The sequence below is a fragment of the Xanthomonas sp. NCPPB 1638 genome (genome assembly GCF_041475635.2).
Classification (GTDB): domain Bacteria; phylum Pseudomonadota; class Gammaproteobacteria; order Xanthomonadales; family Xanthomonadaceae; genus Xanthomonas; species Xanthomonas cucurbitae.
The window spans coordinates 1,187,185-1,199,257 of record NZ_CM192984.1 but is presented as its reverse complement, the minus strand read 5'-3'; the positions used below and the strand labels follow the sequence as shown (position 1 = coordinate 1,199,257).

10 protein-coding genes are annotated in these 12,073 nt (G+C 66.8%); all 10 read right to left on the bottom strand.

The annotated features are described in order from the left end of the window. Positions 1-247: 247 nt before the first annotated feature. Complete coding sequence (locus tag ACCQ13_RS05205) at positions 248-2,203, bottom strand: response regulator (protein ID WP_104602134.1); 1,956 nt, start codon at positions 2,201-2,203, stop codon at positions 248-250. Beyond that, a complete protein-coding gene (locus tag ACCQ13_RS05200) occupies positions 2,193-3,068 on the bottom strand; it encodes a sensor histidine kinase (RefSeq protein WP_104602135.1) in 876 nt (291 codons plus the stop codon). The genes ACCQ13_RS05205 and ACCQ13_RS05200 overlap by 11 nt, the downstream gene beginning before the upstream one ends. Further along, on the bottom strand, positions 3,065-4,075 hold the full coding sequence (locus ACCQ13_RS05195) for an ATP-binding protein (protein WP_104602136.1): 1,011 nt from the start codon (positions 4,073-4,075) through the stop codon (positions 3,065-3,067). The genes ACCQ13_RS05200 and ACCQ13_RS05195 overlap by 4 nt, the downstream gene beginning before the upstream one ends. Further along, positions 4,066-4,461: an ATP-binding protein gene (locus ACCQ13_RS05190; protein ID WP_104602137.1), complete on the bottom strand. Its 396-nt coding sequence runs from the start codon at positions 4,459-4,461 to the stop codon at positions 4,066-4,068. The genes ACCQ13_RS05195 and ACCQ13_RS05190 overlap by 10 nt, the downstream gene beginning before the upstream one ends. Then, positions 4,458-4,820 carry an STAS domain-containing protein gene (locus ACCQ13_RS05185; RefSeq protein WP_104602138.1) on the bottom strand — a complete coding sequence of 121 codons (363 nt, stop codon included), beginning with the start codon at positions 4,818-4,820 and terminating at the stop codon, positions 4,458-4,460. Before ACCQ13_RS05185 ends, ACCQ13_RS05190 begins: the two co-directional genes overlap by 4 nt. 1 nt (position 4,821) lies before the next feature. Then, entirely contained in the window at positions 4,822-5,664 is an 843-nt protein-coding gene (locus ACCQ13_RS05180; protein WP_159406761.1) for an STAS domain-containing protein, read from the bottom strand. Between the two features lie 382 nt (positions 5,665-6,046). Beyond that, positions 6,047-7,273 carry a type II toxin-antitoxin system HipA family toxin gene (locus ACCQ13_RS05175; RefSeq protein WP_104602140.1) on the bottom strand — a complete coding sequence of 409 codons (1,227 nt, stop codon included), beginning with the start codon at positions 7,271-7,273 and terminating at the stop codon, positions 6,047-6,049. Further along, positions 7,270-7,602 carry a helix-turn-helix domain-containing protein gene (locus ACCQ13_RS05170; protein WP_104602141.1) on the bottom strand — a complete coding sequence of 111 codons (333 nt, stop codon included), beginning with the start codon at positions 7,600-7,602 and terminating at the stop codon, positions 7,270-7,272. The genes ACCQ13_RS05175 and ACCQ13_RS05170 overlap by 4 nt, the downstream gene beginning before the upstream one ends. Before the next feature lie 176 nt (positions 7,603-7,778). Further along, positions 7,779-10,103 carry a hypothetical protein gene (locus tag ACCQ13_RS05165; protein ID WP_372372352.1) on the bottom strand — a complete coding sequence of 775 codons (2,325 nt, stop codon included), beginning with the start codon at positions 10,101-10,103 and terminating at the stop codon, positions 7,779-7,781. Between the two features lie 24 nt (positions 10,104-10,127). Then, positions 10,128-11,996 carry an ATP-binding protein gene (locus ACCQ13_RS05160; RefSeq protein WP_159406759.1) on the bottom strand — a complete coding sequence of 623 codons (1,869 nt, stop codon included), beginning with the start codon at positions 11,994-11,996 and terminating at the stop codon, positions 10,128-10,130. Between the last annotated feature and the right edge of the window lie 77 nt (positions 11,997-12,073).

Sequence of the window (12,073 nt, the reverse complement as noted above, 5' to 3'; positions counted from 1 at the left end):
AAGGGGCGCAGCAGGGTGCCGCGCGCACGATATGTCAGCGATGTTGCAGCGAGGTGGCAGCTACGGCTCCCCCCTGCAAACCGGCGGTAGATCGCTGCGTTTTCAACGCACGACCTGGTACTGCATGCTACGCAGGGCACGCAGGCGGCAATCGCAACAGGCCGTTTTGAGAAAGCTGGATAGCGGCTCGTGCAATGAGTGCCGCTGCCTGCAGGCACACGCACTGCCATCCGTCACGGCCACCGCGCTACGCGCGCTTCAGCGCACTGCAGTCGAGCATCTGCCCAACCGTATTGAGCAGGTCGTTGAGACTGAATGGCTTGGGTAGCAGGGCCATGCCGTCGGCAAGGAACTCCTGCCGGGTGATCGCGTTTTCTGCATAGCCGGTGATGAACAGGATCGGCAACCCGGGGCGCAGCGTGCGCGCCACGTCGGCCATGTCGCGCCCGTTCATGCCCGGCAGGCCGACGTCCGACACCAGCAGGTCGATCGGCACCTCGGTGCGCAGATGGGTCAGTGCGCCGTTGGCATCTTCGGCTTCCAGCACCAGGTAGCCGGCATCGGTGAGGACTTCGCTCACCATCATGCGCACCACGTCGGTGTCGTCCACCAGCAGGATGCGTGCATTGTGCGTGCGCGGGTTGCTCGCTACCGGCGCCGGCGGCAGCTCGCTGGCGGTCATCCCGCGCGGCAACAGCAGCGTCACCGTGGTGCCCTTGCCCAGCTGGCTGGTGATGCGCGCGGTGCCACCGGACTGACGGGCAAAGCCATAGGTCATCGACAACCCCAGGCCGGTGCCTTCGCCGATGGGTTTGGTGGTGAAAAACGGCTCGAACACCTGATCGAGGATGGCCGGTGCGATCCCGCTGCCGTTGTCGATCACCTTCACCGCCACGTAATCGCCGTCGTCCAGCTCGGGGTCGTCGTGGGCGGTATGCGCGGCGGTCTGCACGCGGATACGGCCTTGCCCCTGCACGGCATCGCGGGCGTTGATGACCAGGTTGAGCACCACGTTTTCCAGCTGGTTGGCATCGGCCACCGCCACCAACGTGGCCTCGGCCAGCTCCAGGTCCAGCACGACGTTCTCTCCAATCGAACGGCGCAGCATGTCTTCCAGCGAGCGCACGCGCAGGTTCACGTCGAACGGCTGCGCATCCAGCGATTGCTTGCGCGCAAAGGCCAGCATGCGCTGGGTCAGCGCCGCCGCGCGGTGCGCCGAACCGGTAGCGATTTCGGCAAGCCGTGGCACCCGTTCGACGCGATTGGATTCCACCGCCAGCTGGATCATGTCCAGGCCGGAGATGATGCTGGTCAGCAGGTTGTTGAAGTCGTGCGCGATGCCGCCGGTGAGCTTGCCCAGCGCTTCCATCTTCTGCGCCTGCAGCAGCTGGATCTCGGTGCGCTGGCGCTCGGCGATCTGGTGCGCCAGTTCGGTGGTGGCGGTATCCAGCTCCTGACGTTGCGCGCGCTCGCGCTGGCGCTGCTCGGTGACGTCTCCAACCATCAGCAAGCCCAGATCCGGCTCGCGGTATGGCGAGACCCGCCATTCGGTCTCGCGCGGCTTGCCATCGCGCAGGATGGTCAACGCCCCGCTCCAGCGTTCGCGCTGCGCCAGCGCGGCGGTCAATGCCTGCACGGTGGCCGCCTGATCCGAGGCTGCGGCACGGATCGCCTCGCTCAGGCTGGCCTCGCCAATCAGCCGCTGGAAGGCCGCGTTGCTCTCGTGCATGCGCAATTGCGCGTCCACCACCGCGATCGGTGCACTGATGTGTTCGAAGATCTCGCGAAAGCGCGCCTCGCTGACGCGCAACGCATCCTCCGCTTCGCGCGCGCGCAGCAGCGTGCGCAGCGTGGCGACCAGCACATTGGGGTCCACCGGATGGATCAGGTACGCATCGGCGCCGGCATCCAGCCCGGTAATCATGTCGCCAGTGGCGATCGAGGCGGCCGAGACGTGCACCACCGGCAGCAACGCGGTGCGCGGCGTGGCTCGCAGCGTGCGCACGATGTCGAAACCGCTCATGTCCGGCAGGTTGACGTCCAGTACCACCGCCGCGAAGGGCTGGGCGTCCAGCCTGGCCAGGCCTTCGCCACCGGTACCGGCCTCTTCCACCACAAAACGATGATGCTCGAGCACGCGCCGCACCGAATAGCGCGTCACCGCGTTGTCGTCCACGACCAGGATGTGCTGGTTACTGGCCAAGTGCCTTCTCCGCTGCCGGCGTCACCGGCAGCACCACGAAAAATTCCGACCCCTGCCCCACCACGCTGTTGATACCCACCCGCCCGCCCAGCAATTCGGCGAAACGCTTGCAGATCGACAGACCCAGCCCGGTGCCGGTCAGGCGCTTCTGCAACGGCGAGTCCACCTGTACGAAATCCTCGAACAAGGCCTCGTGAAGCTCGGGCGCGATGCCGATGCCGGTGTCCTGTACGCTGAAGCGCACATGGTGCTCGTCCTGCAGCTGCGCCATCACGCGCACCTGGCCTTGCGGGGTGAACTTGAGCGCGTTGGAGATGAAGTTGCGCAGGATCTGCGCCAGCTTCTTGTCATCGGTGTACAGCATCGGCAGCACCGGCGGATCTTCGAAGATCAAGGTGGTGGTGCCGACATCGGTGAGCGGGCGGAACATGCCGCGCAATGCGGCGAACAGGTCCATCAGGTCGAACCAGCCCGGCGAGATGGTGATGCGCCCGGCCTCGATCTTGGCCAGGTCCAGCAGGTCGTCCACCATCTCGCTGAGCTCGCGCGTGGAGGCGCTGACAAAGCGCACCTGCTTGAGCTGTTCGTCGTTGAGCGGACCGTCCATGCCATCTTCCAGCAGCCGGGTGATGCTCAGGATCGAGCCCAGCGGGGTGCGGAACTCATGGCTCATGTACGACAGGAAGCGGCTCTTGAGCTCGGAAACGTCACGCAGCTGTTCGGCCTGCTGGTCCAATTCCGCATACAACGCGAGCACGCCCTGGTTGGTTTCTTCCAGTTCCTCGCGCAGGGCCTGGTTCTGCTGGCGCAGGGCGTCCAGCTCGGCCATCGGATCGTTGACCGGTATCGCACCGGATGCAGTCATTGCATGGCTCCCAGGCGCATGACGAAAACGCAGGCATCGTCGCGGCCGCGCGCGTAATCGCGCATCAGCACCGCCGCAATGAGACGTGGATGGCGCGACAGCAGCCCCGGGTGATCGCGCAGGTTCCAGCGCGATTGCAGGCCGTCGCTGTGCATGACCAGTACCTTGCCGGCGGCCTGTGAAAAATCGAACGGTTGCGCCTTGCGGAACTGCACGCCGACGATGCCCGGATGCGAGGGCATGCCGCGCACGCCGTCGCCATCGCACAGCATCGCGGCGATATTGCCCACTCCGGCAAAGCGCGCCCTGCCGGTGTCGGCATCGAACTGCATGACCGCCACCGCGCCGCCACGGCTGCCGGACATGGCGGCATGCAGCCGCGCCAGACGCTCGCTGGGCTCGCCGCTGGCCACCGCAGCGGCATGGGCGCCCGCATCGGCGGCATCGGCCGCGCCCGGGCCGTGGCCCAGGCCATCGATCACGGTGACGGTGACGCGCTGCGCATCGACGCACAACTGCCAGGCGTCGCCGCAGACGGTTTCGCCATGCAACGGCAGGCGGATCGCACCGTAAGGCAGGTCCGCCGCGGTCTCGGGAGCGGCGTAGACGCGCGCCAGCACCACCGCACCGGTCGCATCCGAATACGCATCCAGCAGGGCCGCCTGCCGCTGTACGGCGCCAAGGCCATTACCGGGCGTGCTGCCGGTGGAATAGCCGTCCGGCAGGCAGTCGGCAAGCACGAAGCCCGGGCCGTGATCGAGCGCGCACAACTCCACGCCAGGACCATCGCGGCCAGCCACGCGACACAGCTGCACCTGCCCGCCACCGGCATGGTTGAGCAGGTTGGTGCACAGCTCGGTGGCCACCAGCGCCACGCGCCCGCAGGCGGCTTCGTCGAATCCGCAGGCCTGGGCCAGCGCCACCGCGGCGCGGCGCACCTGCCCTACCTGGGTGATCTCTTCGACGCGGATCAGCTGGGTGAGCGCGCCGGCAACCGTCACTTCCATTTGGTGATGGTGATGCGGGTGCCCGTGCCGGCTGCACTCTCCAGAACGAAATCGTCCACCAGGCGCCGGCTGCCGGACAGCCCCAACCCCAGTCCGCTGCCGGAGGTCCAGCCATCGGTGAGTGCCAGATCCAGGTCCGCAATGCCCGGGCCTTCGTCGCGGAAGGTCAGCTGCACGCCCTTGCGGATGCCGCTCTCCACCAATGCCCAGTCCATGTCGCCGCCACCGCCGTAGATCACGGTGTTGCGCGCCAGCTCGCTGGCCGCAGTCACCAGCTTGGTCTGATCGACCAGCCGCAGCCCGCATTGCACCACCAGCTTGCGGACGGTCTGTCGTGCCAGCACCACGTCCTGTTCGGTACGCACCGGTTGCGAGCCGGCCGTCATGAATGCCGGTCGGGTTGCTGCAGCAGGCGCATGCCACGTTCGACGTCGAGCGCGGTGCGTACCGACGGCAGGGTCAACCCCAGCTCCACCAGAGTGATCGCCACCGCTGGCTGCATTCCCACGACCACGGTCTGCGCACCCATCAGCGCGGCCAGACCCGAGATGGTACTAATCATGCGGCCGATGAACGAATCGACGATCTCCAGTGCGGAAATATCGATCAGCACGCCGCGCGCGGAAGTGAAGCTGATCTTTTCCGACAGGTCTTCCTGCAGCTGCAGCGCCAGCTGGTCGTGCATGTCCACCTGGATGGTGACCAGCAACAGCTGGCCCATGCGCAGGATCGGGATGCGCTCCATGTCAGCCTGCCTTGCTCACGGTCAGACCGGTGCGCTTGAGCGCCAGCGCCAGCGCATCGGCCAGGTTGGCCTTGGTCACGATGCCCTGCAGGTCCAGCCCCAGGTGCACGATGGTCTGCGCAATCTGCGGGCGTACGCCGCTGATGATGGCGTCGGCGCCCATCAGCCGGATCGCGGTGACGGTCTTGAGCAGGTGCTGCGCCACCAGGGTGTCCACGGTAGGCACGCCGGTGATGTCGATGATGGCGATCTCAGCGCCGGTATCGACGATGCGCTGCAGCAGCGACTCCATCACCACCTGGGTACGCTGCGAATCCAGCGTGCCGATCATCGGCAGCGCCAGCACCCCGTCCCATAGCTTCACCACCGGCGTGGACAACTCCAGCATCTCTTCCTGCTGGCGCACGATGATGTCTTCGCGGGTCTTCTGGAACGTCTTGACGGTGTACAGGCCCAGGCGATCGAGCAGCTCGGACAGCGCCCACAGCTGCTGGCCCAGCTCGTCCGGGGCACTGGCGTATTCGCGCTGCACCAGCGCAAACAACACGCGCTTGAGTGAGAAGATGAAGTTGGCGGTTTCCTGCGAATCGAAGCCGCGGGTGGCGCGGTCGCGCGAGAGGGTTTCCAGGAAACGACGGACCTCGCTCCATTCGGCACTGTCCAGGCTGCTACCACCGTCCTTCAACGCGGCCACCAGCAGGTTCAGGAATTGTGCGCTCTGGGTTTCCAGCTCCTGCCGGGGCAGGCGCGCATCGTTGCCCACAGCGGAGCCTAGCCAGGCCGCCAACAAGGCCTGTTCCTGGCCACGAATCGTGTCGATCGAGCGCTGCTGCAATGCCACCATGAGATCACCCGCCAGAAGATTAAAGAAAAAGCCAAGCATGCAGGCCGGATGCGCCCTTGACGACGCGGCGCCCCCACGCCGATGCGCAGCAGGGTAAAACAATTCAGATTCGGCAACCAGCGAGCCAACCTGTCGCAGTCAGCCAGGGCCGGAATGCGTTGCGACCGCGCAGCAGCGCTGGCGTCACGGTCATGGGGCCTCGGACACGCGTAGAGCGTGCATCGCGTCCTGCGGGGCCAGGTTGCCTGTTCGACGCCGCAGCCGGATCCGACGTCACAAAATCGCTCCACGCGGCCTCGTGTCCGGCTGGAATCTTTTGTGGGCGGCTCTGGATAGCGGGTCGTGGCGAAGCGATGCCGTCACACCATCGTGCAAAGACCCGCTAACCGCCGCGACAGCGCCGCGCGTTGCTGGCGACGGCACCTGCAATGTCGCCCACCGTCTCGCGCCGCACCGCGGCCTCGCGCAGCGCCATGGGCACCCCCTCCGAGACGGCGCAGGTTCGGTCGATGATGTGCTGCACCTCGCCAACACGCAGGCCCAACTTGGCCGCCAGGGCCAACAGGTGGGTTCTGCCAGGCGCAAGCGCCTCGCCCATCACCGACGTCTGGTGATAGCCGCCCGGGCCAGGATTGAAGGTCAGGTCGTAGCCTGGCGCGAAATCCCAGCGATGCTGCGCGTTCATCCGCAGCGAGAAATTCCTGGCGTGGTCGTCCCGGTTATTGAACACCACGTTGAATACGCACAGCCGGAAGGCGGCCATCACCTCATGGGCGTTCTGGGTGAAAAAAGCGGTGGCGCGCAGCACGGTCTCATAGTCCAGGCAGGGGACGCGGAAGTCGGCATGCAGGGCACCCGCCAGAGAATGCACAGGCACCCGTAACTGTCCCACCCGATCAAACCGCTGGGTGCCGAAGGCCGCGAGGTTTTCGCCCAGTGCGAAGTATTCGGTCGGCCCCATGACGATCCCGCATTCGCGCGCCATCTGCGCATAGACGTGCTCGATGGCACAGACCTCGCGATGCTCGGAGTGGGCTGGAAACTTCACCAGCCAGGGCTCGCCAGCGGCATCGTTGGCGGTGCTCACGATGCGGGTCGTGGCGTCGAACATGACCAGCGCCTTGGGACGGGCGCCGTGTGGCGAGCCACCGGCCTGGGCCAGCATGCGCAGCGCGACCACGTCGTCGTCGGCGAGGTTCTGCGCCGCCTGCGCCAGTTGCTGCAAGCTCCACTGGGCCGCGCGCGCACCATCGTCGCGTGGCGGGACGAACGTCAGCGCACCCATCGCACTCGCGCCGATGAAGGCCAGACGGTCCAGTGGCGAAACGCGCGCCGGGTCAAGCCCGGCCTTGCGAAACAGGCGATCCATCAGCAGCAGCCCCCAGCCATCGGGCAGGCAGTCGTAGACCAGGCCCGGCAGGTAGCCGACGTCTTTCGGAAACGGCCCGTAGGCCTCGGCCCGCAGCCTCAGGTGCCTGGGTGAGAACTCGATACCGTTGGCAAGCGCGTCTGCCGAATACTCGAAGATGATCCGGCGCCCGTCGTCTGCCAAGGTGCCCAGGGGCCAGTGCTGGGCCCAGCCTTCGTAGCAGACGGTGAGCTTCTTCATGGCCGGCCCTTCGACGCAGACCTGAGAGGATGGCGAACGCGCTGTCGCTGCGCGGCCTGCGCCTTCTCCATGGCGGCGATACTGGCGGTCGGCTGCAAGCTGAACAGGTCGGCAAGCGCATCGACAAGGCCCAGGGCATGGACGATGCGTACCATGGTCTCCAGGGTCGTGGCGCCAGTGGATTCCAGGGTCTTGATGGCGCTGCCCGATACGCCGGCGCGCGTGGCCAGCTCCGACTGGGTCAGGGACTGTGCGATGCGTTGGGAACGCAGGCGCTGGCCCAGAACCTCCATAAGCTCCGGGACAGTGGCAAAGCTGACGTCGCGCATGAGCCCCCCCTCTTTAAGGGGCCTAATTGTAGCTGATAACGTCAGTTTTCGCAAATAAGAGTTTGAATAAAATCCTTTAAATGCGCCACAGGAAGACTGGCCCGGCGGAGTTCTACGGTATCGACGCCGTCATCGGCTACATCGCGCCGTTCGCGCGGTCCTGGCGATGGCCTGGCCTACAACCCATAACGCTCCAGGGCCTGCAGGTGCGGGCGCGGGTCCTGACCGCAGGCTTCGGCCAGCCGCAGCCAGCACATCGGGTGCGGCCACTGCGCGGTGGTGGCGAGCAAGGCGCCATGCAGCTCCAGCGGTGCAGCCGCCTCCGGGAGCGCCACGGTGAACAACACGCCCTGCAGGCCCGCGTCGGCGTTCTCCGGATCGAAGCGCTCCGGGTCGGCTGGGTCGATCACCCGGTAATCGTCGCGGCTATGCACCCACAGCGTCCAGCCACGCGCCTGGATGTCCGCGCGCAGCGCCTCGATCGCCGCTTCTCCGGGATGCGCACCATCCACCAGCCAGCTGCTGCCATAGCCACCGGGCTGCAGCACATGCACCTGCGCATAGGTCGGCACGAACCGTTCGCGCTCGGCGGCGTCTTCCGGCGGCGCGTGCAGCAGTTCGGCATCGAACACCACCCAATCGCCAACCTGCTGCCGCCGATGGGCGGGCGCGTTCTCGACGATGCGTGCGGTGACCGGGCCCGTGCGGCGGGCGTAATACTCGACCGCTTCGCCATCGTCCACGCAACGCACGATCACCCACCCCAACGCCTCCTCGACAACGCCCTCGGCGCTGCACAGATCCAGACCGACCGCCTGCGCCGATGCCCGTACCGCCGCCCAATCCTGTGCAGCGCTGGCGGCGGTCATATGGTCCCAGTGCGCGGAACGCGGTTCGTCCATCAGCCGCGTGAGCTGCCAGTAGACGGCCGCAGCATCGGCAAAGCGGCCGGTCTCCAGATACATGCGCGCCAGCAACCCACGCGCGCCATGCGAACCGGGCGACTGTTGCAACAAGTCCATGCAGGCCTGTTCCAGTGCCGGCCAGTCGGCCAGTCGCTGCGCCAGCTGCGCCTGGCACCACAACGCCACCACCGGCACCTGCGGGCGATACAGCTGCGCCAGCCGGCGCACGCCGGCCTCCTCGCCCCGCCCCAGCAGCAGATGCATCAGCCGGAAGGTCGGGCCGGTTTCGCGATCGGCATGCCGCTGCACGAAATCCCACAGCAGGGCGATGGCCTGCTCGTCGGCGGCACAGGCACTCAATGCCGATGCCGTGGTGTCGACCAGTTCGGCATCGTCGGGCCGCTCGTCCACGGCCTGCAGCAACCATTGCGCTTCACGCTCGGGATTGCGCACGCTCTGCTCGCCCTGCCGGTTCAGCCACTCCAGCAACTGCCCGGCAGGCACTGGCGACGGCTCGCCCGTCGGCGCGGCGTCGATGCGCGCCGCCAGACCATCCAGCAGCTGCGCCGCGCCGCGGTCCCGACGCAAGCGGGGCAGCTGCGCACGCGCCAATGCCAGATGCCGCCGCGCGGTCCAGGTCGCGCCGCGGCGCAACGCCAGCTCGATCGCCAGCTCGGCCGCTTCGATCAGGATGCGGTACGCTCCGACCTGGGCGTAATGGTCCAGCATCGTCTGCAGCCGACCACCCAGCTCCCAGGTATTGCGCTCCGGCGCACGCGCCGCCAGCAGCGCCACCGCGCGCAACCAGTGCAGGCGGTAACGCGGCGCCACCTCGCGCCACGGCAGCAGGGCCTCCAGCGCGGCATCGTCGCGATACAGCAATGCCAGCGCCCGTGCCTTCTGCAGGCGACGCGGCTGGCTGCAGTTGGCCCACTCCACGCCCTCGCGCGCTGCTTCGCGTTCACGCTGCTCGATCAGCGCCAGCGCCGCTTCCGCACGCCCTAGCGACAACAGGATCGAGATGCGCATGTCACGCACGCCATCGTAGATCTCGCCACCGTGCGCCAGGATGGTCTGCGATGGCTGTTCCAGATACTGCAGTGCCGCTTCGCCGCGCCCATCGTCAAGCAGCGCATCGGCCTTTTCGCAGCTCAGGCATTGATAGCACGACCAACCCGGATCGATACGCGCCAGGGTTTCATCGCAGACCTCGATGCGCTCGTCCACCCACCCCGGGCCGTCGATATTGGCGTAGCAGGCGGCCAGGTCCTGGGTCACGCAGATCGACTGCGGGCATTCCACCGCATCGGGGCGATGCGCACGCTCGAACAGCGTCACTGCATCGCCCAGCGCACGCTCGCCCTCGCAGAGATTGCCGACCCGGTTGCGCATCTCCCAATGACCGACGAACACCTCCAGCCACGGATTGGCGAGCGTCCTGCCCAGCGCGCGCGCTTCCGGCAACAAGGCCTCGGCACGCTCGATCTGCAGATCGCAGATGTAATCGGTCAGGCGCGTCAGCAGCTGGGCGTTCTGCGGCTGCCCTGCCTCGCTTAGGTCGTCCTGCAGCTTTTCCACCCAGTTCCAGATTTCCACGGCGTTGTTCCTGCGGTGCAGCGCTCAGTGCGCCAGCAGTTGGGTCACTGCCCCGGCGAGATCGCCCAAGGCCTTGTTCAGATCCGAACCGCCCGCTTCGGTGCTACCGGGCGGCGACGGCGTGCGCCCTTGCGCCGACACGATCACCTTCAGTGCGCGCAACAGCTGCGCCGCCACTGCCGCCTGCGGATTGCCTTGGCGCCATGCCGCCAGCAAGGCCTGCAAGGCCGGATTGTCGAGATTGAGATACAGACGCCGGGTCTGGCGCGCGTCGATGCGTGCGGTGAACTGCCGCGCCAGCCGCAATGCCGCAGTCGAGACGCGCTTGTCGTTCTCATCCTGTTCCAGGCGGTGCTTGAGTTCGGCCTCGCGGTCGGGCACCACCACCAGGGGTAGCGCTTCGGGGCTGAAGCGTGCCGGCACCAGCGCTTCGCCATCGCCCAGATGCTGCTCCAGCCATGCCAGTTCGTCGGCAGGCAATCCCTCCAGCCGAAACAGCTGCCGATTGCCCTGCTCGGTTCCCAGCTCGACCAGGCGCACACCCTTGGCCTGTGCCCAGCGGCGCAGGAAAGGCACCACCGCATAGCGGTTTCCGTACGCCACCGGCACGCCCATCGCACGGAACAGCATCTCCTCGAAACCGCTGTCGCTCTCCAGGATCACGTGGACCGCGCCGCGCGAGGGCAGCTGGTGGGCCGGCAAATCGCCCTGCGAGGTCGGCACCCGCACATGCTCCAGCAACAGGTCGAACAGGCGCTCGTCACACAGCGCCGCGCCCAGCAGCGCTTCGTTATGCCTGAGCAGGATGCGCCGCCAGGCCTCCGGCTGCTGCCGTGCGACCTCCGCCAGGCCCTGCACCAAGGCTTCGGACAAGGCATGCTGGACTGCACCGTACACCGCATCGCGCTGCAGCTCCTCGCGGCTGGCGGTTGGCGTCAAGCGGTCCGATTCGATCACTCCACCGATGAAGCCGGCCCAGGACGGGAGCAATTCGCGCGCGTTGTCGTCCAGCAGCATCCCGCGCAGGAACACCGACAGAGTGCGGTTGTCGCTGGTGCCATAGGTGGCGCCATCCTGTACCCAGAGCAACCCCACCGCATCGCTGCTGTCGTGCGCGCGCACCGGCAAACAGCACAGCGGTTCGAAGTTGCGCTCGAAACGCGCCGCGAACTCGCGTTGCAAACGCCAGCCCTGCACCGGATGCAGCGGCACCGCAGCATGCATGCGCCACGGCGGCGGCTCGGGATTGAGGGATCGCGCCTGCGCACCCACCCAGATCGGCTCGCGCAACAGCGCGCAGTACCGCGACAGAATCTCGTGCAGCCGCGCGTCATGGGCCAGCGCCAGGTACTGATCGTGCAACTCCAGCACCACTTCCGTTCCCACCTGCGCACGCGCCGGGATCACGCTGACCGTGTACTGCTCGGCGGTGCTGGACACGTAGCAATGACCCAGCGTCGGCGTCTGGTAGGAGGTGGTGCGCAAGGTCACACGCCGCGCCAACACGAAGGCCGACAGAAAGCCCAGCCCGAACATGCCGATCAGGCCGCTGTCTTCGTGCCCACCCTGACGCAATCCACGCGTGTAACCCACGCCCACGGTCGCCAGGTAGTCGTGAATTTCATGCCGGGTCAATCCTGCACCGGTATCGACGATGCGCACGACGCCCTGCGCAGGATCGGCGTAGACATGGATCCGCGCCATCCCGGTCCACCCGGGTTGTTCCAGCCGACGCCGCAGGATCGAATCGTGCGCGTTCTGCACCAATTCGCGCAGCGCCACCACCGGCGTGGAGTACAGGTGTTTGCCCAGCACGGACATCAGCCCAGTGAGATCGACCCCGGCACGGCGGATCTGTGAGGCGTCCGTCGCCTCGGGGGTGTGATCTTGCATGATCGTCATCGTTTCTGGAGCGATCACATCCATCCTCGGAAGCGCCGCGCGGAGTGGAAGAGCAAGCCGGCAAGAGT